Below are 21,894 nucleotides of genomic sequence, written 5' to 3' on the forward strand. Positions count from 1 at the left end.
CGCCTCCTTGCCCAGGCATGCCCCTCTCGTGAGAATGCTCATGACAAGACAGCGGGCGGCCGGAAGATCTCCGGTCGCTCACGTCTGCAGAGGGGACCCCCACATGAACAAGCCTCTCCTGGCCGCACTCTCCTCCCTGGCGATCGCCGGGGTCGGTGCGGCTCCCGCGGTCGCCGCTCCCCAGGCCAAGGCGGCAGCGGCGGTGACCGTCAACTTCGCCGGGACCGTCTCGCTCAGCAACTGCTCCGGCTCGGTCATCCGCTTCCCGAACTCCGCGGACACCGACCCGGCGCTGGTGCTGACCAACGGCCACTGCCTGGAGACCGGTTTCCCGGCACCCGGCCAGGTCATCACCGGCCAGTCCTCCAGCCGCAGCTTCGGCCTGCTGAACGCCTCCGGCAGCCGGGTCGGCACGCTCCGCGCCAACCAGGTCGTCTACTCGACCATGACGGACACGGACGTCACGATCTACCGCACCACCACCACCTACGCGGCGATCAGGAGCACCTACGGGATCAGCCCGCTCACCGTGCAGGACACGCACCCGACCGCCGGCACCGCCATCAAGGTCGTCTCCGGCTACTGGAAGCGCACCTACAGCTGCAACATCGACGGGTTCGTGTACCGGCTGAAGGAGGGCGACTGGACCTGGAAGGACTCCGTCCGCTACACCTCCGCCTGCAACACCATCGGCGGCACCTCGGGCTCGCCCGTGATCGACACGAACACCGGCAAGGTGGTCGCCGTCAACAACACGGGCAACGAGGACGGCCAGCGCTGCACCGAGAACAACCCCTGCGAGGTCGACGCCAGCGGCAACGTGACCGTCCGTCAGGGCATCAACTACGCCGAGGAGACCTACCTCATCCCGGCGTGCTTCACCACGGGCAACAGGCTCGACCTGAGCGCGGCCGGCTGCGTCCTGCCCAAGCCGTAGGCCGGACACGACCTGGCGCCGGGCCGGGCGGTCACACCGGTGTCCGGCGGACCGCCCGGCCCGTGAGCACGTCCGTGCGGCGGCCGTCCTCGATGACGAAGCGGCCGTCGACCAGGACGTGCGGGATCCCGGTCGGGAGCGTCCGGGGCTCGGCGAAGGTCGCGCCGGGCCCCACCGTCGCGGGATCGAAGAGCACCAGGTCGGCCCGGTGGCCCTCGCGCACCAGCCCGCGGTCCGGCAGCCGCAGCCGGGCCGCCGGGCGCCCGGTGAGGTGCGCGACGCACTCCTCCAGCGTCAGCACCCCGAGCTCCCGCACGTAGTGCCCGAGATAGCGCGGGAAGGTGCCGTAGGCCCGCGGGTGGGGCTTGGCGCCCCGCAGGATGCCGTCCGAGCCGCCGGTGTGGGCGCGGTGCCGCATGATGGCGCGGACGTTCTCCTCGTGCCCGACGTGCTGGAGGACCGTCGTGCCGAGCCGGTCCTCGACGAGCAGCCGGCGCGCGGTCGCCCAGGGGCTCTCGCCGCGCCGCTCCGCCGACTCCCGCACGGTGCGCCCGACATGGTCCGCGAGCGCCGGGTCGGCCACTCCGGAGATCTCGATCGTCTCCCACTCCACGGGCACGCCGTGGCAGCCGTCCGAGCCGGTCGTCTCCAGGTCGTGCCGGATCCGCTCGGCCGCCGCCGGGTCGGTGAGCCGGGCCAGGACCTCCTCCGGGCCGCCCTCGCTCGCCCAGCTGGGCAGCAATGCGGCCAGCGTGGTGCAGCCGGGGGTGTAGGGATAGGTGTCCAGGGTGATGTCGGCGCCCGCGTCCAGCGCCTCGTCGAGCAGGGCCAGCAGCTCGGGCGCCCGGCCCCGGTTCACGCCGAAGTTCATCGTCGCGTGGGCCAGATGCAGCGGGCAGCCCGCCTCCCGGGTCAGCGCCACCATCTCGGCGTACGCCTCCAGCGCGCCGGCGCCGTAGGAGCGGTGGTGCGGGCAGTAGTAGCCGCCGTAGCGCGCCACCACCCGGCACAGCTCGGTCAGTTCGGCGTCCCCGGCGTACATGCCGGGCGTGTACGTGAGCCCGGAGGACAGGCCGACCGCGCCCTGCTCCAGGCCCTCCGCCACCAGCCGCCGCATCCGGTCCAGCTCCGCCGGGGTGGCCGCGCGGTCCTCCCAGCCGACCACGAGGGCGCGGACCGTGCCCTGCGGGACCAGGTAGGCGGCGTTCACGGCGATCCCGCGGTCGAGCCGGTCCAGGTACTCGCCCACCGAGCGCCAGTCGGGATCGACGTCCTCGCCGTAGCCGTTCCAGCCGGTGATCGCCCGGCGGACCTCCTCCAGCGTGCGGTCGTCCACCGGGGCGTACGACAGCCCGTCCTGGCCGAGCACCTCCAGCGTGACCCCCTGCGCGGCCTTGGCGCTGTGGTCGGGGTCGCGCAGCAGGGCGAGGTCGGAGTGCGCGTGCATGTCGATGAAGCCGGGGGAGAGGACCAGCCCCTCCGCGTCCAGCTCCCGCCGGGCGTGGGGCCGCTGGCAGCCGGCCGCCGCCGCTTCCTTGACGATGGCCACGATCCGGCCGTCGTCGACCACCACGTCGGCGCGGTAGGAGCCGGCGCCGCTGCCGTCGACGACGTCGGCGTCCCGGATGACCAGGTCCTCCATGACACTCCCTCGAAGGACGTACGGGCTAGAAGAACGTGCGGATGTAGTCCACGACCGTGCCGTCCGCCTCGGCCACCGGGATGAGCTGCCACTTGTCGAAGGACGTGCAGGGGTGCGAGAGGCCGAAGCCGACCCAGTCGCCCACCTCCAGGTCCGCCTCCGCCTCCGTGCGCAGCCAGGCGTGCTGGTCGGACAGGCCGGTCACGCTCACCCCGGAGGCCGGCCGCTCGGTGCCGTCCCGGCGGACCACCTGGGCCTCGGGCAGGTCCAGGTCGTGGGCCGCGTCCCGCTTGCCCGCGTTGGCGAAGGCCTGCTCGGGAGAGGGGCGGGAGACGACCTGCGCCCACAGCCGGAAGGCCGGCTCCAGGGCGCCCTCCCCGGGGACCCGGGCGAACGGGGTGAGCCTGCGGTAGTGCCCGTCGTCGTGCGAGACGTACGCGCCCGACCGCAGCAGCCTCAGGACCGGCAGGGACAGCGCGGGCAGCTCGGCGAAGACCTCGGCGACGGCGTCGAACCAGGCGCTGCCGCCCGCGCTCACCACGATCTCCTCCGCGCCGGCGAAGCGTCCGTCCTTGTCCAGGCCGGCGGCGAGCGCCGTCAGCCGCCGCAGATAGGCCGTCACCCGCTCGTGGTCGGCGCGCGGCACCTCGCCCTCGTACCCCGCGACCCCGACCAGCCGCAGCGTCGCCGTGGCGGCCACGGCGTCGGCGACGGCGGCGCACTCCGCCTCGGTGCGCACGCCGGTACGGGCGCCCTCGCCCGCGGCCAGCTCCACCACGACGTCCACCGGGCGGGCGGCGCCGCACAGCGCCGCGTCCATCAGCTCCACCCCGCGCACGGAGTCGACGTAGCAGACGAAGCGGAAGTCCGGGTCGGCCGCCAGGTCGTCGGCGATCCGGCGCAGGGCGGCCGGGTCGACCAGCTCGTTGGCCAGGAAGATCCGCTCGATCCCGAACGCCCGGGCCACCCACACCTGGTGCGGCACCGCCAGCGTGATGCCCCAGGCGCCGTGCTCGATCTGCCGGTGGAAGAGCTGCGGGGCCATCGAGGTCTTGCCGTGCGGGGCGAAGGCCAGGCCGTGCCGGGCCGCGTACGTCTCCATGAGCGCGAGGTTGTGTGCGAGGCGCTCGGCGGACAGGGCGAGCACGGGGGTGGTGAAGCCGTCGGTGAAGAGGTTGCGGCGCTGGCCGGCCAGCTCGGCGACGGTCAGGCCCACGGCGTCCGGCGGGAGGCCCTTGAAGCGGTGGTCGACCCGGTCCTCGGCGAGGTGGGTGAGCGCTTCGGTGCCGGTGTCGCGGGCCATCCAAGCCTCCTGATCTGGTGCGTTGCGTTATATGCAACGTCCGTTGCGTATGTCGCTCAGTGCTGTCTAACATCTCGGCCGACACGGGGTCAACGAATCCGCCGCCACCCGGCGACCGGCGACCACCGCCCCACGACCGACGAGGAGCCTCTCCCATCGTGACCGCCGACGGCCACCTCAGCGCCACACCCGACGTCACGGACGTCGTCGACGTCGTCGACGTCGTCGACGTCGTCGCGCTCGGCGAGTCCATGGTCACCTTCCTGCCCACCCGCCCCGGCCGCCTCGCCGACGTGCCCTCCTTCGACCGGGGCATCGGCGGAGCGGAGTCCAACGTGGCCTGCGCGCTCGGCGCGTTCGGCCACTCGGCCCGGTGGGTGAGCCGGGTGGGCGCCGACGGGTTCGGGCAGCACCTGGTGGAGACGGTCGGGCGGTACGGGGTCGACGTCTCCCACGTGGGACGGGACACCGCCCGGCCGACCGGCGTGTACTTCCGCACCGCCGGGGACCGCGGGACGGACGGCCACGAGGTGGCGTACTACCGGGCGGGCTCGGCGGCCTCCGCGATGAGCCCCGGCACCGTGGACCTGGCCGCGGTCCGCGCCGGGCGCGTGCTGCACCTGTCCGGCATCACGGCAGCGCTGTCCGGGGACTGCCTCGACCTGCTGCGCGTCCTCACCGCGCCCGCCGCAGGCCGCCCCCTGGTCTCCTTCGACGTCAACCACCGCCCCGGCCTGTGGCCCGACCCCGCCGCGGCCCGGGTGCTGCTCGGCCTCGCCCGCCGCGCCGACCTGGTGTTCGTCGGCGAGGACGAGGCCGAGCAGGCGTGGGGGACCGGCGGCGGACCCGGGGCGGTCCGGGCGGCACTGCCCGAGCCGCGCCTGCTGGTGGTGAAACAGGGGAGCGGCGGCGCGACCGTGTTCGCGCGCGGGGACGGCGACCTCGACGGCACCCGGCCCGTCTTCCAGCCCGCCCCGGCCGTGGACGTCGTGGCCACCGTCGGCGCGGGGGACGCCTTCGCCGCCGGTTTCCTCTCCGGCACCCTGCGCGGGCTGCCGCTGCGCGACCGGCTCCGGCACGGCCACCTCATGGCGGCCGCCACCCTCACCGTCCCCGGCGACCTCGCCGCCCCGCCCACCCGGAGCCACGCCGACCGGCTGGCCGCCCTGGACGACGGGGCATGGGGGAGACTTCGACTCGGCCCCGGCTGGACCGACGCCGCACGGGCCCCGGAGGAGGCGAACACCCCATGAGTCAGACCGTCGACCGCGCCCTGAGCATCCTGCCGCTGCTCGCCGAGGGCCCCGCGGACCTCGGCCAGGTCGCCGACCGGCTCGGCGTCCACAAGTCCACGGCCCTGCGCCTCCTGCGGACGCTGCACGAACACGGCCTGGTCTACCGCCAGTCCGACCAGCGCTACCGCCTCGGCGCCCGCCTCTTCGGGCTCGCCCAGGAGGCGATGGAGAACCTCGACATCCGCGAGATCGCCCACCCCCACCTGGTCCGCCTCAACGAGCAGGTCGGCCACACCGTGCACCTCGCGGTGCACGAGGAGAACGAGGTCCTCTACATCGACAAGGTCGACAGCCGCTACCCGGTCCGCATGTACTCGCGGATCGGCAAGCCCGTCGCCATCACCGTCGCCGCGGTCGCCAAGCTGCTCCTGGCCGACCTGCCCGAGGCCGAGCGCCGCGCCCTCGCGGAGAAGCTCGACTATCCCCTGTACACGGCCCGTTCCACCCCCGACGCCACCGCGTTCCTGCGGGAGTTGGAGCAGGTGCGCGAACAGGGCTGGGCCACCGACCTCGGTGGTCACGAGGAGTCCATCAACTGCGTCGCGGCCCCCGTCCGGGGCGCCGACGGCCGGGTGGTCGCCGCGATGTCGGTCTCCGCGCCGAACGTCGTCGTCACCGCCGAGGAACTCCTCTCCCTCCTCCCGCAGGTGCGCCGTACGGCGGACGCGATCAGCGGCGAGTACTCCGGAAGAACCCCAGTGAAGGACCGCACCGTATGACCGACAAGATCGCGCTCACCCCGAAGACCCACACCACTCCGCCCGCGAAGTTCTCCCACGGGGTGCGCAAGGGCAACATCCTCCAGGTCGCCGGCCAGGTCGGCTTCCTGCCCGCCGAGGAGGGCAAGCCCCCCACGCCGGCCGGCCCCACCCTGCGCGAGCAGACCCTGCAGACCCTCGCCAACGTCAAGGCGATCCTGGAAGAGGGCGGCGCGAGCTGGGACGACGTCATGATGATCCGCGTCTACCTGACGGACGTGGCCCACTTCCCGGAGATGAACGAGATCTACAACGCGTACTTCGGGGAGCAGAACCTCACCCAGCCGCCCGCGGCCCGCACCACGGTCTACGTCGGTCTCCCGGCCGGTCTCCTCGTCGAGATCGACGCCCTCGCCGTCCTGAGCTGACGGCCCCCTCCGGCGCGCGTCCGGCCGAGTCCGCCGACCCCCGCCGATCCCGCACCTCCCGCACCTCCCGCACGGCACGGCACCCCCTCCGGGTGCCGTGCCGCGCCGCCCCCTGCCCGAAAGCACGATGCACTTACCCAGAGGACCCCCGTATGCCCGTTCCGCTCGCCGCCCCCGCCCCCGCCCCCGCCGCTCCACCCCACACCGGAGGACTGCTCCTCCTCGTCGACGGCACCGCCGGACTCCTCACGGTCGCCGCCGTCGGCATAGCCCTGCTGCTCTTTTTGATCATCAAGGTCCGGCTGCAGCCGTTCGTCGCCCTGCTCGCCGTCTCCATAGCCGTCGGCCTGCTGGCCGGCCTCTCGGTCACGGAACTCTTCGGCACCGTCCAGCGCTCCGACGCCGTCTCCACCATCGAGTCCGGCATGGGCGGCATCCTCGGCCACGTCGCCGTCATCATCGGCCTGGGCACCATGCTCGGCGCGATCCTGGAGGTCAGCGGCGGCGCCGAGGTGCTGGCCTCCCGGCTGCTGGGCCTCTTCGGCGAGCGGCGCGCTCCCCTCGCCATGGGCCTGACCGGCCTGATCTTCGGCATCCCGGTCTTCTTCGACGTCGGCATCTTCGTGCTCGCGCCGCTCGTCTACGCGGCCGCCCAGCGCGGCGGCAAGTCGATCCTGCTCTACTGCCTGCCGCTCCTCGCGGGCCTGTCCATGACCCACGCCTTCCTGCCGCCGCACCCCGGCCCGGTCGCCGCCGCCGGACTGCTGCACGTCCAGCTCGGCTGGGTCATCCTCATGGGCGCCGTCTGCGGCGTCCCGGCCGTCCTGGCGGCCTGGGCCTACTCCGCCTGGATCGGCAGGCGGATCTTCGTCGCCGTACCGCAGGACATGGTCGAGGCGGCTCAGGAGGCCAGGCGGGCCGTCCTCGCCGAGCAGCGGGCCCAGGGCGTGGAGCCGCGGGAGACGCCCGTGCCGCTCGGCACGGTCCTCGCCATCATCGGCACGCCCCTGGTCCTGATCCTCGCCGCCACCTTCTCCTCCATCGCCCTGGACCCGTCACCGGGCCGTTCGGTGCTGGAGTTCTTCGGCCACCCCTTCGTGGCGCTCACCATCGCGCTGCTGCTCGCCTACTACCTGCTCGGCATCCGGCGCGGCTGGTCCCGTAAGTCCCTGGAGTCCGTGTCGACCTCGTCCCTCAAGCCGGTCGGCAACATCCTGCTGGTGGTCGGCGCGGGCGGCGTCTTCGGCGCCGTGCTGAAGGCGAGCGGGGTCGCGCAGGCCCTGTCCGACACCTTCGACGGCGTCGGCCTGCCGGTGATCGTGCTGGCGTACCTGATCTCGCTCGTGCTGCGGGTCGCCCAGGGCTCGGCGACGGTCGCCATCGTCACGACGGCCGGCATCGTCGCGCCGCTGCTGGCCGAGGGTCACCACTCCCAGGCCTTCGTCGCCCTCGTCATCATGGCCATCTCCGCGGGCTCCATCTTCGCCTCGCACGTCAACGACGGCGGCTTCTGGATGGTCGCCAAGTACTTCGGCATCAGCGAACGCGACACCCTGCGCACCTGGACCGTCCTGGAGTCGGTGCTCTCCGTGGCGGGGTTCGCGGTGGCGGCGGCGGTGAGCGTGTTCGTGTAGGCAGTATGGGCGGGTGACCTCCCTTCCGGACCACTCCGCCGCGCAGGCCGACCCGTTCGGCGACCTCACCGCCGAACGGGACGCCGTCTACGACCGGTTGGCGGGACTGTCCGCCGACGACCCGGAGGCACCCGGCCTGTGCGGGTACGCCGGCGAGCTGAGCCACCGGCTGTACCTGCTCCGCGACGCCGGCCGCGACGAGGAACTCGACCTGGCCGCCGAGGCGTTCGAGCACGCCTTCCGCACCCCCGGCGACGGCCCGCGGTGGGCGTCCTGGCGGATCAGGTTCGGGCACCTGCGGGGCGTGCAGTACGAGAACGGCGGCGCCGCCGACGGCGGCGACCGGCACCTGATCGAGGAATCCTGGCGGTTGCTGTCCGAGGGGGTGGCCGCCCTGCCCACCGGCGACCCCGGCTCCGCCTGGGAGCGGACCTGGGGGCGGTACATGCTCGCCCTGTGCGCCAAGCTCCGCGTCCTCGCCGAACCCGACTCCGCGCCGCTGCTGGACGAGGCCCTGCACCGGCACACCGACGCCCTCGCCCACGCCGAACCCGGCGGTGAGGAGGAGACGGTGCTGCGGACCGGGGCGGCCCACCTGCACCTGCACCGCGCCCTGCACCTCGGCGACGCCGACGCCGCCGGCGAGGCGGCACGCCTCTTCCGCGCCCTGCTCACCACCGCCCCGCCCGACGACATCCCCCCGCTGCGCCACGACCTGGGCCTCGCCGAGCTCGTGCACGGCCGCGCCCGGGCCGACCGCGCCCGCCTCGAGTCCGCCCTCGACTCCTTCGACACCGCCCTGACCGAGATCCGCCGGGCGGGCGGCCCCGAGCCCGACTGGGCCTTCGACGCGGAGGTCAACGCCCTCTTCGTCCGCGCCATGATCTGGTCCACCTGGAAGGACCTCGGCCAGAGCCTCGCCGCCGAGATCGAGCTGCGCCGGCTGCTGGAACGGCCCGGCGCCGAGGACCGGATGCTGCCGCAGTACCTCGACCTGTTCGGCCGGCTGCTCTACGAGCGCGCGGCGGCCCGCGACGACGCCCCGGGCCGCGACCGCGGCATCGCCCTGGTACGCCGGGCCGTCGACCGGTGGGAGCCCGCCCGCGACGGCGACGTCACCGCCGCCGCGCTCTTCCTCGCCCTCTTCCAGCAGGCCCGCCACCACGACGACCCCGACCCCGCCCGCGCCCAGGACGTGCTGCGCGCCGCCACCCTGGTCCTGGAGGCCGAACACGACGTCCACGACCTCGCCCAGACCGCCCGCATGCTGGAGGGCTGGGCCCGCTTCACCCTCGCCGACCACGGCGTCCTGCCCGAGACCGACGGACGCCCGGAGGGACTCGACACCGACCAGCTGCGCCGGTCCGTCGCCACCCTCCTGGACGACTTCCGCGAGGGCCGGGCCTTCGTCGACTTCGGCGAGGAGGAGTTCATGCGCGGCATGAGCCGGGACGTGGCCGGACAGCAGCGCCGCGTCCAGGGCTTCGAACAGGCCCTCGCCCAGCTGCGCTCCCTCGACCCGGACACACCGGGCCGGGCCGAACTCGCCGCCCTGATGCTGTGCAACCTCACCGTCGTCGACCCCGAGGGCACCTACATCACCGCCGCGCACCGCCGGGAACTGACCGAGGCGGTGCTCCGGCGCGCGGAGCACGACCCGGCCTGGCGGGGCAGAGCGCACGCCGTCACCGGCGTCGCCCGCCTGCACGAGGAGATGAGCGCCGGCTCCGGCGCCGGCCTCGACCGGGTGCTGGCCGACTTCGACCTCGCGGAGGCCGGCGGCGGCCTCGGCGGCGACGAACACGCCTACGGCCTCACCCTCGCCCGGTTCGTGGCCCAGACCCAGCGCGGCCAGACCGGCGGCGCCGACGACGACATGGAGGCCGGCGCCGCGACCTGGCGGCGGCTGCGCTCCGACCCCGCCCTGCCCGGCCACGTGCGCCGCCTGATGGACCTCCAGCAGGCCGGCTTCGAGGCGCACGCCGCCGTCCGGCGCGGCGACCTCGCCGCCGCCGACCGGCACATCGCCCTGCTCACCGACGGCCACGCCACGCTCGGCGACGAGGACCCCACCCGCATCGAGATCCTCACCCTCCTGGAGAACGCCCGGGCCGGCCGCGACAACCTCGCCCGGCACCTCGGCGTCCCCCCGCTGCCCCCGCTCGCGGCCCGCCCCACCCCTGCCGAACTGCGCCGCCAGGCACGCCGGCTGCCCCGCGACCACCGGGCCTGGGTGCTCGGCGACACCGGCATGACCCGCTTCGTGCGCGCCCTCTCCCAGCAGGACGGGCCGGGCCTCGTCGCCGCCATCGGCCTGCTCCGCGAGGCCCACGAGCTGTGCGAGCCGGGCAGCGACAGCCGCCTGCGCTACGCCAACGGCCTCGGCATCGCCCACTGCGCGCTGTCCGAGCTGGAGATCGACCGGGTGCGCCGACGGGAGCGGCTGGCCAAGGGCATCGCCCTGCTGGAGGGCGCCTTCGAGGAGACCGGCGGCCCCGAGCACCGGCTGTACGCCGACACCGGCCTCGCGCTCGCCCGTGCCCACCGCACCCGCGACGACCTGCACCGCCGCGACCGCTCCAGCGCCCGCTCCCTCGGCCTGAAGTCGCTGCGCGGCCACGCCTGGGCGGCACTGCTGCAGTCCGGCACCGACCACGCGACGGTCGCCGCCGCCCAGGCCACCGGCGCCGCGCTGGAGGTGGCCGGCTGGTGCCTGAAGGACGACCGCCCCGAGGAGGCCCTCCAGGCCCTGGACGCCTGCCGGGGCCTGGTCCTGCACGCGGCCCTCACCTCGGCGACCGTCCCCGACCTGCTGACCGCCACCGGGCACGCCGACCTGGCCCGGGAGTGGGGCGCCGCGGGGGCGGAGGAACCCGCCGACCCGGTCACCGCCGTCAAGGCACCGCAGGCCGTCCCCAGCGCCCTGCGCCGCCGCGTCCTGGCCGCCCTCACCGGCACCGACGCCCCCCACCAGGCCCGCCTCCTCGACCCGCCCGCCCCCGAGGAGGTCGCCGAGGCCCTGCGCGCCCTCACCAAGGACGCCCTGGTCTACCTGGTGCCGGCCACCGAGGACACCCCCGGCACCGCCCTGGTCGTCACCTCCCGGGGCACGGCGCACGCGGTGCCCCTGCCCACCCTGAGCGAGGAAGCGGCCCCCCTGAAGGAGTACCGGCCGGGGGAGGAGGCGGCCCGCGACGCCGGCCCGGTGCCCGACCGGAACTCCCGCGTCCTCGGCCCGGTCCCCGGCTACCGGCCCACCGCCCCGCCCACCCTGCGCGCCCAGCTCGACCGGCTCTGCGGCTGGGCCTGGTACGCGGCGATGCGGCCCCTGCTGGAAGCGTTCGAGATGCCCGCCGGACGGCAGCCCCGGCTGGTCCTCGTCCCCATGGGCCGGCTCGGACTCGTGCCCTGGCACGCGGCCTGGGAACCGGGCGGCCCGCGCGGCCGGCAGTACGCGCTCCAGGCCGCCGAGATCTCCTACGCCGCCTCCGCCCGCCTGCTGTGCCAGGTGGCCGCCCGCCCCGCCGCCGAGCACACCGGAGCCGCCCTGATCGTCGGCGACCCCACCGGCGACCTGCGCCACGCCGGCGAGGAGGCCGACGCCGTGCAGCGCGCCTTCTACCCGGACGCCCGCTTCCTCGGCCGCCGGACCACCGGCGCCTCGGACGGTCCCGGCACCCCCGGCGAGGTGCTGGGCTGGCTGCGCGAGACACCCGGCGACGGCGCGGTGCTGCATCTCGCCTGCCACGCGTCCGTCGCCGAGAACGCCCGCCGCAGCGCCTACCTCGCCCTGCACGACGGGCAGCTCGCGGCGGAGGACATCACCGGTGCCGGCGGCGACCGGCTCGCCCTCGTCCTGCTGGCCGCCTGCCGCAGCCATGTCTCGGGACGCGGCCACAACGAGGCCTACAGCCTCGCCACCGCCTTCCTCGCGGCGGGCGCCCGCTCGGTCGTCGGCTCGCTGTGGCCGGTCCCGGACGAGGCGACCTCGGTGCTGATGTTCCTCACCCACCACTTCCTGCGCACCCACGGCGAACCCCCCGGCCGGGCGCTGCGCCGGGCCCAGCTGTGGATGCTCAACCCCGGCCGTGAACTGCCCGCCGGGCTGCCCGCCTTCCTCGCCGAGCGGGCCGCCCGCATCGACCCGCACGACCTGAGCGCCTGGGCCGGCTTCACACACCTCGGCCGGTGACGGGTCCCGGCACCAGCGTGCGCAGCGGCACGGTCACCGCCGTCCAGCGGCCCGACGTGCCCAGCACCGGGCCGAGAACGCGGCCCACGCCGGCCGCGCCCAGGGCGGGCAGCTGGAACGGCAGCGTGCTCAACTCCCGGTCCGCGACCACCAGTTTCAGCCAGTCACGGGCCTCCGCCCCCGGTACCACCGGCCGGGAGACGGGCAGCGACAGATGCACCGGATCGCCGTCCAGCGCGTGGCCCGTGTGCCCCGGGCCGATGAAGTGCCCCGGATAGAGAACCGTGTTGGCAGAGTAGTCGTCGGCCAGATCGAGCAGGACGCACCACAGGGTGCGGTCCCGGGAGCGGTTGTGCAGCCGGATCGACACCCAGGGCGCGCGCAGGTCGTCGCCGTACGCGCAGACGATGTCACCGGAGGCGTCCGGCCGCAGCGGCTCCTCCGAGCCCCACCGGGTGATCTCCAGCTCCACCAGACCGTCCAGCAGCGAGCGCCGCGGGGCGAGGTCGCGCAGCCGGTGCCAGCGGGTGAGGTGGGCCAGGCAGTCCGCGACCCGCGGCGCGTCCGCCGGTCCCGCGTACGGCAGCGGGCCGGTGAACTCCGTGCCGTCCCGGCGCAGGACGCGCGCAGCACCGCCACCCACCCGCACCCGGAAGTGCAGCCCGCGCGCCGCCTCGGGCCCGTCCACCGCCCGCACCAGCGGCCCGAGCGCCCCGCGCACGTCGCGCACCGCGTCCACCGGGCCGTCCACCGTCACGCTGGCCGGGGGCAGCGCCACCGACGACAGCGCCACCGGGTACACCCGCTGCGGGTCCGGCTCCCAGTCCACCGGCGCGACCAGCGTCCGCGCCGCCGACACCTCCAGCGCCCGTACGACACCCCGGCCGGGCCCCTCGTCGAGCGCGGCGAACGTGGTGCCGCCCGCCTCGGCGCCGTCCTCCCGCAGCCCGTGCGCGGCACCGCAGTCCACCTCCCAGCCGTCCGCCCCGCACCGCAGGAGCAGGTGCGCGCCGGACACGTCCCCGCCGAGCAGCGGGCGGTCCGCCGCACCGCCCGGCAGGTCGGGCCAGAGCACCGGGTGCTGGGTGCTGCCCGCCCGCTGCACCCGCGCGGCGGCCGCCGACAGCAGCTCACGGCAGGTCGCGGCCGGACCGGCCGCCCGTACCGCGCCCACCAGGGCATGCGTGAACGCCCCGTGCGGGCGCCCGTCGAACCAGCCCTCGTACGACGGCTCGTTCAGCCGGCTCGCCGCCAGCAGCACGTGCCGGGCCGGGCCGCGGGCCGCCTCCGCGCCCAGGTCCCAGCCGGGCCGCGGCGGCGCGTACCGCACGCCGAGTTCCGTCTCCCGGGTCGCGCCCCCCGAGTGGCAGCAGTCCAGGACGGCCACCACCCGGGCCCCGCCCGCCGCGGCCCGGTCCAGCAGCGCGCCGAGGCGCTTGTCGGGCAGCGGTCCGTCCACGCACACCAGCGCCTGGTTCCGGCCCGTGGCCTCGATCAGCAGATCGTCCCCGGTGGCCGTCTCCTGGGTGCCGTGCCCGGAGAACCACAGCAGCGCGGTGTCCCCGGGACCGGCCGAGCCCAGGTGCTCCAGCACCGCGTCCGACACCGCCGCCACCGTCGCCCCGGCGTCGGCCAGGACCCGCACGTCGGCCCGCCCCCCGGCGAGGTCCGCCAGCAGCCGGCCGGCCTCGGCGATGTCGTTGGCACAGCCGCCCAGCGGCCTCGCCACGTCGGCGGGATAGTCGTCGATGCCCACCAGCAGGGCCTTGATCGTCGCCATGACCGGCAGTCTGCCAGCGTCGTGCCGGTGCCGATCGGTCAGTAACGGATGCGGTCTTGACGCAACGTCACTAATCTTCTATCTCCGTGCATCGCACAACCGCTCACCACCCATGACTCTCGGGGGACACATGGGGTACACCGAACGGCCACGCCGTCTCGTGCGGCCGGCGGTACCGGGCCCGGGCGCCCGGCCGGCCACCGCACCCGCGCGCCCGGCACCCGGCACGGTCCGCGGCGAGCTGTACCGGCCGCGGCCCGGACAGTTGCTGGAGGCGGTCGCCCGGCTCGACGCCGGCCTCGACGAACAGGCCTGCCGGTCGCTGGCCGAGTGGATCCGCGAGCGGTACACGACGGAGTACGGCTCGGTCCCGCTCGGCCTCGTCGCCCGCTGCCACCTGGGGCCGCCCTACGTGGACCACCGGCTCGACCTGTTCCACGTCATCCTGCGGCACTTCGCCCCCGCCGAGCCGATGCCCGAGCCGTTCTCCGGCGCCCGCATGCTCGCCCGCTCCGGCGGCTACGCCCACGTCGAGGTCTACGAGGACGGCACGGTCCTGCCCGTCCTGGACGACGGCACCGTCGTCCGCCCCTGACCCCCGCCCGCTCACCCCGCAGCACCCGAACGGAGCACCGCATGCCCGAGGTCGACTACACGCTGCGCCGCCAGGTGCAGGAGGTCAGCAACCTCGTCGTCAGACTCAGCGAGAGGGTCGGCTCCGTGTCCGGCCAGGTCTCCGCCGTCGAGGCCAACCAGCAGCAGACCCGCAGCGAACTCCAGCAGCTGCGCGACGAGTTCCTCGCCTTCGCCCAGCGGGCGCAGGCCATCGCGAACGTGCAGCGGGCCGAGACCCGGATCGGCGCCATCGAGGACCGGATCGACCACGAGTTCGGCCACCACAAGACGGTCCGCCGCACCGCGGTCGGCATGCTCCAGGCCTTCGACGTCGGCCTGGTGGCGGAGGAGAACGTCCGCCTGGTCGGCGACCAGCTGATGCTCCAGACCCCCCGCTACTGGCTCGCCCCCGCCCTGGTCGCCCTCGCCTCCTGGTCCGCCGACGACCGCACCCTGTGCGACCGGGCGGTCGACGAGGCGTTCCGCCGCTCGCCCGACCGCACCTCGCTCTTCTTCGCGCTCGTCCTGCGCCGCCAGGGCCGCTCCGAGGCCGCCGTGCGCTGGCTGCGGCACTACCTCCTGGCCCAGGACCCGGCCGCGCTCGGCCGCGAGTTCGCCATCATCCTGGAGGCCATCGCCCAGGGCGCCTTCGGGCCCGTCGGCCGGGAGCTGCTGGACCGCACCCTCGCCGAGTGGCGCTCCCAGCTCATGGACAACGCCGACGCGCAGGCCCGGCAGGTCCGGCGCTGGCGCGATGAGCTGGAGTCCCTGCGGGGACCGTCCCAGGCGGCGGAGTTCCCGCGCCTTGCCGCCGTCTCCCCGCAGTGGGTCACCCTCGACGGCGTCCTGTCCTCCGCGCGCGGCCAGCAGCCGGTGCTGGACAAGTACACGGCCGTCATGGACCGCGAGTTCCGGCCGTCGGAGCGCATCGAGGACGCCGTCGACGACATCCTCGACCGGCTGGTCTCCGAGTACGACAACGAGGAGCTGCCGCTCCGCCGCGACCTCGCCTTCAACCAGGCGGTGGTCGACCACGACGGCGACCTGAACACCGCCCGCAGGACCGCCGACGCGGACGCCGCCTCGTACGAGGAGACCCTCGACTACCTCACCGTGCAGACCACCGCGGCGCTCAACCCCGGTGCCATCGGCACCTCGCCGGCCACCCAGCGGCTCTCCGTCGCGGCCTGCCACGAGTGGTTCCAGCAGGCGCACGCCGCCCACACCCGCGACTACCGGGCCGCCGTGCCGCAGGACGTCCAGGCCCAGTTCGCCACCAGCCACTCCGTGGGCTCGCGCCTCTTCCAGCTGCCCGCCTGGGTCGGGTCCTTCACCCAGCCGCTGGCCGCCCTGGAGAAGTCGCTCGGCGACCACTGGGACCACCACACCGGCCCGTTCGTGGACGCGCTCGCCTTCCCGTGGGTGAAGAAGGTGGCCCCGGCGGCTGCCGTGGTCGCGGTGATCCTCCTCGTCCTGGCCGGCAACTGGCCCCTCTTCGCGGTCACCGCCGCCGCGGTCGTCGGCCTCGTCTGGGGCCTGGTCCTGCGCGGCCAGGCCCAGACCGCGGCCCGCGCCCAGGCGGCGGCCCGCGACCTGCTGGAGCGGGCCAAGACGGAGTCCCTGCACCAGCTCCGCGCCGCATCCGCCGAACTGACGGACTGGTACGACAAGTTCACGACCGCCGACAAGACCGAGGCGAAGGTGCGGTCCCTGATCGCCACCCTGCCCACGGCGGGCGGCGCCCCCTCCCCGTTCGAGGGCCGCACGGTCCCCAAGGCCCCTGCTCCGGCACCGGACGCCGGGTCCCCGCGGGGCGGTGAAACGGCGTCGGCGTCGTCCGGCGAGCCCGCGCCCACGCCGGACGACGACCAGGCCGGCCGGGCCACTTCGGCCGGGTCCAGGCGGGGCGGGGATCCCGTGTCGGCGGAGCCGGGGTCGGGCACCGGGGCGGGGTCGTCGTCGGGTGACCCGGAGTCGCCTTGGGCTGCTTCGTCCGGGTCGCGGCGGGGCGGGGATTCCGTGTCGGAGGCGTCGGGCGAGGCGGAGCCGGGGTCGGGCACCGGGGCGGGGTCGTCGTCGGGTGATCCGGAGTCGCCTTGGGCTGCTTCGTCCGGGTCGCGGCGGGGCGGGGATTCCGTGTCGGAGGCGTCGGGCGAGGCGGAGCCGGGGTCGGGCACCGGGGCGGGGTCGTCGTCGGGTGATCCGGAGTCGCCTTGGGCCGCTTCGGCCGGGTCGCGGCGGGGCGGCGAGCCCGCGTCGGAGCCGTCGGACGCCAAGCCGACGCCGGGCGCCGAGTCGCCCCGGGCCGCTTCCGCCAAGCCCCGCCCGGGCGGCGAGCCGGCGTCCGGGGCGTCCGGTGGCGACGCCGGGCCCGCGGCGGACGCCGAGGCCCACGAGAAGGCATTCCCCGAACCCCGGACCGGCGAGGAGGCCTCGGCCGACGAGGAGTCCGTGCCCGAGCACAAGGAGGACAGCGTCCGATGAGCACGCCCCCGCAGCCCGGCCCGCAGGGCCAGGACCTGGCCGCCCCGCAGTCCCCGTGGGCGTCCGCGCCCCAGCCCGCCGCCCAGCAGCCCCTCGGTCCCGCCGACACCGGGCAGCAGCCCGCCGCGCCCGGGACCGCCCAGCAGCCAACCGCCTCCCCGTGGGCCGCCGCGCCCGGCACCGCCCAGCAACCCGCCCCGTCCCCCTGGGCCGCCGCCCCCGGCACGCCCGCCCCGGGCCCCGGGCAGCAGTCCGCCCCCTGGGCCGCCGCCCCCAGCCCCACCCCCGCTCCAGGCACCGCCCAGCCGTTCGCCTCGGCCCCCGGCCAGCCGACCGCCTCCGACCCAGGTCAGCCGTTCGCCTCGGCCCCCGGCCAGCCGTTCGCCCCCGCCCCCGGCCAGCCAACCGCCTCCGCCCCCGGCCAGCCGTTCGCCCCCGCCCAACCCCCCGCCCCCGAAGCCGCGCAGCGCCCCTCCTCGCCGTGGGCCGCTTCCGCCGACGCCGGGCGGGTGCAGGCGTCGCCCTGGGCCGCGCAGCGCGGGCCGCAGCGGGAGCGGGTGACCAGCAGGCTGCGGCGGGTCGTGGAGGGGCTGCCGGACTGGGAGCCGCTGCCGCCCGGCGAGACCCTCGTGCGCCGGCCGGGCAGCGGCGCGTGAGCGGCCTGTGGGGCGACGGCGGCCCCTACCAGGCGTGGGTCGGCTTCCTGGGCCGCTGGGCCGCCCTGGAGCCGGCCGACCCCGCCGGGCTGCCCGCGCTCGCCGAGGAGCAGTACGACAGCGACACCTGGGCGCGGCTGACCCAGCACCTCACCAGCGCCCTGAACACCCGTCTGGTCACCTGGGCGGAGCACCTCGTGCGGGCCCTCGGCGAGGCCCGGGACGAGTTCAGCTTCGGCCGCGAACTCGCCCAGGCCCGCACCGGACTGCACACCATCCGCGCGCTGGCCGCCCACCCCGGCCTCCCGGAGTCCCTGCGCACCCGGCTGACCGAACTGGTCGACAACGAGATCACCGAGGTGCAGGCCCAACTGGAGCGGAACCTCGACGCCGAGACCCGACGCGGTACCGACCCGCGCCTGGTCGAGCGCCGCCGCCGCACCCTGCGGGACAACGCGCTGACCGCCACCTTCACGGTGAGCCGGGGCCCGGACGCCTGGTCGTACGACCCCGCGGCCCCGCCCAGGCGCCGCATCCTGCCCGGCTGACGCCCGCCCGGCTGAGGAACCCGCACCGCCGCCCCCGTCCCTTCCGAGAAGGCCCGAATGTCGAACTACGCCGAGAGCCTCAGCCATCTCGACAGCTACATCTCCGCCCGCGTCCCGGTCATCGCGATGCGCACCATCGAGCAGCAGCGCGCCCTGCGCCTGCTGCGCGAGGCGGCCACCCAGTCCCGGCGCAGCAGCATGCCGTTCTGGATCTACACCCGGGCCACCGGCCTGCGGGACCTGCGCACCAACGCCTCCGTGCAGGACGACCGCTCGCTGGCCGGCGCGATGGACTTCGCGGCCGCCCAGTTCGGCAGCCGCGCCAACGCCACCGTCGTCTTCGTCGACCCCGACGAACTCGAGTCGGACACCCCGGTCACCCGCCACTTCGCGGAACTGGCCCGCCTGGCCGACAGCAACATGGGCAGCATCGTGCTGATCACCGACACCCCCATCTGGAGCGGTCTGCAGCGCCTCGGCATGAGCCTGCGCCTGGACCTGCCCGACGCCGAGGAGATGTACGGCATCCTCAGCGGCTTCCTCGGCGACCACCACGGCCACATCCCCATCGAGTGGACGGAGGAGGACGCCCGCCGCGCCGCCGAGTTCCTCAACGGTGTCACCGAGGCGGAGTGCGTCAACCTGATGGCGACGATCGCCGCGAAGGGCTCCATCCGCCAGGCCGACGTCCTCGGCCTCGCCCAGGCCAAGGACCGCATCTTCAGCGACCTCACCGGCCTGGAGCGCGTCCACCTCAAGCAGGGCGACTACGCCATCGGCGGCCTGAGCGGCCTGCGTACCTGGCTGGAGCGCAAGCACGACATGATCTCCCGGGACCTGCGCCACACCGCCCTGCGCCCGCCGCGCGGGGTCCTCCTGGTCGGCGTCCCCGGCTGCGGCAAGTCACTGTCGGCCAAGGCCATCGCCCACGACTGGCAACTGCCGCTCTACCGGCTCGACATGGCGTCGATCCACGGCAAGTACCTCGGTGAGTCGGAGGGCCGCTTCCGGGAGGCCCTCGCGATGGCCGACCGGGTGGCCCCCTGCGTCCTGTGGATCGACGAGATCGAGAAGGGCCTCGCGGGCCGGGACGACATGTCCGGCGTCCCGCAGCGCATCATCGGCCAGTTCCTGTACTGGCTCCAGGAGTCCCAGTCCCGCGCCTTCGTCGTCGCGACGGCGAACGACATCCGCAGCCTGCCCCCGGAACTGCTGCGCAAGGGCCGCTTCGACGAGCTCTTCTTCGTCGACCTGCCCGACGCCCAGGACCGCAAGGACATCATCCGCATCTACCACCACCGCTACCTCCAGGCCCACCCCGAGCCCGAGCAGCTCGACCGCCTGGTCGACCTCTCCGAGGGCTTCGCGGGCTCCGACATCGAGGCGGCCCTGCACGACGTCGGCGAGGAGGCCGTCCGCCGCGGCGGCATCGGCCAGTTGAAGGACTCCTACGTCATGGACACCTTCGCCCAGGTGCGCCCGCTCAGCGTCAGCAACCCCGAGCAGATCGAGGAGATCCGGGCCTGGGGCCGCGAGCGCGCGGTGCCGGCGGGCCGGGCGGCGGTGACACCCGTGCCCGGGGACGGCGGGCGGACACGCCGGATCGTCTTCATGGACGAGTGACCAGTGCGAACGCAAGTGAAGGGCGGGCTGACTGGTTCCGGCACGGGTATGTCGTCCATACTGCCGCCGTGGACCAGCGCATAGGATCGAGCAGCCAGCCCCTGAAGGGCGAGCCCGTCAAGGGCGCCGGTTTCGACCCGGCCTTCATCCCCGGCATCACCGCGCAGGCGGCGGGACCGGAGGCGGAGCACGCGAAGCCGACGGAGGAGGCGGGGCGCCCGGTGCCGGAGCCCGCCGGGGAGCCGGAACCCGGCGCGGCGGCGCGCACGGCCGAGGCGCCGGCGGAGCCGGAGGACGCGTCGGGCGAGGCCGCGGAGCCGGAGTCCGGGCCGGAGGAGGAGTCCGGGGCCGTCGAGGACGGCCCGGTCTTCGAAGTCTCCGACCGCAGAGCCCGGTTCGCCGCGGACCACCGCGGGGTCAGGCTCGCCCTGGACGAGGAGAACTGCGAGTTCCGCTGGGACGAGATCGCGGCGGTCGAGACGGAGTCCCCCCGCTTCGGCAAGCGGTTCACCATCACGGTGCACACGCCCGACCGCCGCTGGTACCCGATCGAGATCGAGGCGGCGGCCCGGGCGCGCTTCAAGGAGTGGGAGTCGGAACTGGACGCGGTCCTTGACGCCTACTTCGAGGAGGCCTGACCGCAGTACTGGGCGGCCTTGCCGATCGCCCGGTACATGCAGTCGGCGTTCTCGAGCAGTTGCAGCACCGCGTCCCTGTTACGGGAGGTCTCCCGCTCGATCACCTCGTCGGGCGGGTAGAACCCCCCGTCCGCGCTGGACGTCGGGTACATCTCGAAGGTGTAGTCGAAGATCTTCTGCGTGCCCCACAGGTAGTCGTCGATCGACCCGTCCGTGATGTAGAGGTCGCTCGACTGCTCGGGCGTGTACCCGTTGCTGGCCGCCATCTTGCGGCCGACGGCCTGGAAAGCGGCGGCGTCGTCGGCCGTCATCCCGGTGGCCGTGTCCGCGTAGGTGTATCCGAACGGCCACAGCACCAGTTCGCTGTAGGTGTGGAAGTCGATGCCGGCCTTGATCTGCTGCCTGCCCCCGACGACCCGGCTGCGCACGAAGTCGGCGACGACCTTCACCTCGGGCGCGGACTCGGCGGCGGAGCCGCGGTAGGTCTCGGAGGACCTGGACCCGGACGAGCCGCCGCAGCAGCCCCACTTGTAGTCCCAGTTCCGGTTGAGGTCCGTCCCGACGTAGGAGGAGCCGGAGTTGGGCTGCCGGTTCTTGCGCCAGGACCGGTAGGACCCGGTGGCGATGTCGTACTCGCCGCCGTCGGGGTTGAGGTCCGGCACGATCCAGATCTCCCGGCTGTTCACGAGGTTCGTGATCCGGGAGTCGGACCCGTACCCGTCGCCCAGTTCGCGCAGCAGGTACAGCGCCATCTCCACGGTCAGGTGCTCACGCGCGTGCTGGTGGAAGGTGAACAGCACCTCGGGCTCGTCCTCGTCCGTCGCCACGTTGTCGCTGACCTTGATGGCGACGATGTCCCGGCCCTCGTACGACTTGCCGATCACCCGCCTGCTCATGATGTCCGGGTGGGCGGCGAGCCGCTGGGCGATCTCGGCGTTCGCCTCGGCGTAGTTGTGGTACCGCGAGTCGGCGGTGGGGAAGTCGTACAGCCGCGTCCCGGACCGCCGGGGCGCGGCGCCCACCGGGGTCACCTCGTACCCGAGCCGGCGCAGCGCGCGGATCTGGTCCGCCCGGCCGGAGACGACGACGGTCTCCTCGCCGGCCTCGTCGACCGTGACGCCGGCCGACTGGATGGCCGTACGGGTCACGGGGTTCGTGCGCTGCTGGATCTCGTACTGCCGGACGTCGTCGCCGGCGGCCGGGGCCTTCCGGGCGCCGTCGGCGGCGGCGTGCGGGGCGGTGGCCGAGACGGGTGCGGCCAGGGCGATGACGAGCAGTGCGCCCAGGGCGGCGGTACGTCTGCCGCCGCGCGCGCCGGAGCCGCGAACACGGAGTCGCATGAAATCTCCTTGGTTCTCCAGGAATTCCGGGGTCACCGGACATGGGGAGTGGAGCTGGGGGGTGCTTCAGTGCGACGTGCG

16 protein-coding genes are annotated in these 21,894 nt (G+C 74.7%); 12 read left to right on the top strand and 4 right to left on the bottom strand.

Going from position 1 to position 21,894, the window contains the following annotated elements; genetic code table 11:
- The first annotated feature begins 103 nt into the window (after positions 1–103).
- Complete coding sequence (locus B446_RS23445) at positions 104–937, top strand: trypsin-like serine peptidase (protein ID WP_020941912.1); 834 nt, start codon at positions 104–106, stop codon at positions 935–937.
- A 31-nt stretch (positions 938–968) separates the two neighbouring features.
- On the opposite strand, the gene B446_RS23450 is transcribed toward B446_RS23445, so the two are convergent.
- Both B446_RS23450 and B446_RS23455 read right to left on the bottom strand, forming a co-directional pair.
- Complete coding sequence (locus tag B446_RS23450) at positions 969–2,579, bottom strand: N-acyl-D-amino-acid deacylase family protein (RefSeq protein WP_020941913.1); 1,611 nt, start codon at positions 2,577–2,579, stop codon at positions 969–971.
- A 25-nt stretch (positions 2,580–2,604) separates the two neighbouring features.
- The gene (locus tag B446_RS23455) at positions 2,605–3,882 is read right to left on the bottom strand and encodes an amino acid deaminase (protein ID WP_020941914.1); all 1,278 of its coding nucleotides are present in this window, start codon (positions 3,880–3,882) and stop codon (positions 2,605–2,607) included.
- A 158-nt stretch (positions 3,883–4,040) separates the two neighbouring features.
- Between B446_RS23455 and B446_RS23460 the strand changes: the two genes are divergently transcribed.
- The 5 genes from B446_RS23460 to B446_RS23480 all read left to right on the top strand — a co-directional run bounded on the left by B446_RS23460 (position 4,041) and on the right by B446_RS23480 (position 12,129).
- Positions 4,041–5,135: a sugar kinase gene (locus tag B446_RS23460; RefSeq protein ID WP_020941915.1), complete on the top strand. Its 1,095-nt coding sequence runs from the start codon at positions 4,041–4,043 to the stop codon at positions 5,133–5,135.
- Positions 5,132–5,896 (top strand): IclR family transcriptional regulator, encoded by a 765-nt coding sequence (locus B446_RS23465; RefSeq protein WP_020941916.1) that lies wholly within the window; start codon positions 5,132–5,134, stop codon positions 5,894–5,896. Before B446_RS23460 ends, B446_RS23465 begins: the two co-directional genes overlap by 4 nt.
- Positions 5,893–6,303 (top strand): RidA family protein, encoded by a 411-nt coding sequence (locus B446_RS23470; RefSeq protein WP_020941917.1) that lies wholly within the window; start codon positions 5,893–5,895, stop codon positions 6,301–6,303. Before B446_RS23465 ends, B446_RS23470 begins: the two co-directional genes overlap by 4 nt.
- Before the next feature lie 152 nt (positions 6,304–6,455).
- Positions 6,456–7,937 carry a GntP family permease gene (locus B446_RS23475; RefSeq protein ID WP_020941918.1) on the top strand — a complete coding sequence of 494 codons (1,482 nt, stop codon included), beginning with the start codon at positions 6,456–6,458 and terminating at the stop codon, positions 7,935–7,937.
- A 13-nt stretch (positions 7,938–7,950) separates the two neighbouring features.
- Positions 7,951–12,129: a CHAT domain-containing protein gene (locus tag B446_RS23480; protein ID WP_020941919.1), complete on the top strand. Its 4,179-nt coding sequence runs from the start codon at positions 7,951–7,953 to the stop codon at positions 12,127–12,129.
- On the opposite strand, the gene B446_RS23485 is transcribed toward B446_RS23480, so the two are convergent.
- Positions 12,110–13,909 carry a caspase family protein gene (locus tag B446_RS23485; protein ID WP_020941920.1) on the bottom strand — a complete coding sequence of 600 codons (1,800 nt, stop codon included), beginning with the start codon at positions 13,907–13,909 and terminating at the stop codon, positions 12,110–12,112. The genes B446_RS23480 and B446_RS23485 overlap by 20 nt on opposite strands.
- 130 nt (positions 13,910–14,039) lie before the next feature.
- On the opposite strand from B446_RS23485, the gene B446_RS23490 reads away from it, so the two are divergent.
- The 6 genes from B446_RS23490 to B446_RS23515 all read left to right on the top strand — a co-directional run bounded on the left by B446_RS23490 (position 14,040) and on the right by B446_RS23515 (position 20,473).
- Complete coding sequence (locus B446_RS23490) at positions 14,040–14,504, top strand: hypothetical protein (RefSeq protein ID WP_020941921.1); 465 nt, start codon at positions 14,040–14,042, stop codon at positions 14,502–14,504.
- A 41-nt stretch (positions 14,505–14,545) separates the two neighbouring features.
- Positions 14,546–17,008 carry a hypothetical protein gene (locus B446_RS23495; RefSeq protein ID WP_020941922.1) on the top strand — a complete coding sequence of 821 codons (2,463 nt, stop codon included), beginning with the start codon at positions 14,546–14,548 and terminating at the stop codon, positions 17,006–17,008.
- Complete coding sequence (locus B446_RS23500; protein WP_020941923.1) at positions 17,005–17,664, top strand: hypothetical protein; 660 nt, start codon at positions 17,005–17,007, stop codon at positions 17,662–17,664. Before B446_RS23495 ends, B446_RS23500 begins: the two co-directional genes overlap by 4 nt.
- Positions 17,661–18,212, top strand: coding sequence for a hypothetical protein (locus tag B446_RS23505; RefSeq protein ID WP_020941924.1), 552 nt, complete (start codon positions 17,661–17,663; stop codon positions 18,210–18,212). Before B446_RS23500 ends, B446_RS23505 begins: the two co-directional genes overlap by 4 nt.
- Before the next feature lie 57 nt (positions 18,213–18,269).
- Positions 18,270–19,835 carry an AAA family ATPase gene (locus tag B446_RS23510; protein ID WP_020941925.1) on the top strand — a complete coding sequence of 522 codons (1,566 nt, stop codon included), beginning with the start codon at positions 18,270–18,272 and terminating at the stop codon, positions 19,833–19,835.
- Between the two features lie 68 nt (positions 19,836–19,903).
- A complete protein-coding gene (locus B446_RS23515) occupies positions 19,904–20,473 on the top strand; it encodes a hypothetical protein (RefSeq protein WP_020941926.1) in 570 nt (189 codons plus the stop codon).
- Here B446_RS23515 and B446_RS23520 read toward each other — a convergent pair.
- Positions 20,455–21,813 carry a M14 family metallopeptidase gene (locus B446_RS23520; RefSeq protein WP_020941927.1) on the bottom strand — a complete coding sequence of 453 codons (1,359 nt, stop codon included), beginning with the start codon at positions 21,811–21,813 and terminating at the stop codon, positions 20,455–20,457. The genes B446_RS23515 and B446_RS23520 overlap by 19 nt on opposite strands.
- Positions 21,814–21,894: the final 81 nt, after the last annotated feature.

This window comes from Streptomyces collinus Tu 365 (genome assembly GCF_000444875.1).
Taxonomy (GTDB): Bacteria; Actinomycetota; Actinomycetes; order Streptomycetales; family Streptomycetaceae; genus Streptomyces; species Streptomyces collinus_A.

Bases quoted from the DNA above. Each gene is read 5' to 3' on its own strand.
- B446_RS23445 (WP_020941912.1), top strand. From the start codon at position 104: ATGAACAAGCCTCTCCTGGCCGCACTCTCCTCCCTGGCGATCGCCGGG.
- B446_RS23450 (WP_020941913.1), bottom strand. From the start codon at position 2,579: ATGGAGGACCTGGTCATCCGGGACGCCGACGTCGTCGACGGCAGCGGC.
- B446_RS23455 (WP_020941914.1), bottom strand. From the start codon at position 3,882: ATGGCCCGCGACACCGGCACCGAAGCGCTCACCCACCTCGCCGAGGAC.
- B446_RS23465 (WP_020941916.1), top strand. From the start codon at position 5,132: ATGAGTCAGACCGTCGACCGCGCCCTGAGCATCCTGCCGCTGCTCGCC.
- B446_RS23470 (WP_020941917.1), top strand. From the start codon at position 5,893: ATGACCGACAAGATCGCGCTCACCCCGAAGACCCACACCACTCCGCCC.
- B446_RS23475 (WP_020941918.1), top strand. From the start codon at position 6,456: ATGCCCGTTCCGCTCGCCGCCCCCGCCCCCGCCCCCGCCGCTCCACCC.
- B446_RS23485 (WP_020941920.1), bottom strand. From the start codon at position 13,909: ATGGCGACGATCAAGGCCCTGCTGGTGGGCATCGACGACTATCCCGCC.
- B446_RS23490 (WP_020941921.1), top strand. From the start codon at position 14,040: ATGGGGTACACCGAACGGCCACGCCGTCTCGTGCGGCCGGCGGTACCG.
- B446_RS23495 (WP_020941922.1), top strand. From the start codon at position 14,546: ATGCCCGAGGTCGACTACACGCTGCGCCGCCAGGTGCAGGAGGTCAGC.
- B446_RS23500 (WP_020941923.1), top strand. From the start codon at position 17,005: ATGAGCACGCCCCCGCAGCCCGGCCCGCAGGGCCAGGACCTGGCCGCC.
- B446_RS23510 (WP_020941925.1), top strand. From the start codon at position 18,270: ATGTCGAACTACGCCGAGAGCCTCAGCCATCTCGACAGCTACATCTCC.
- B446_RS23520 (WP_020941927.1), bottom strand. From the start codon at position 21,813: ATGCGACTCCGTGTTCGCGGCTCCGGCGCGCGCGGCGGCAGACGTACC.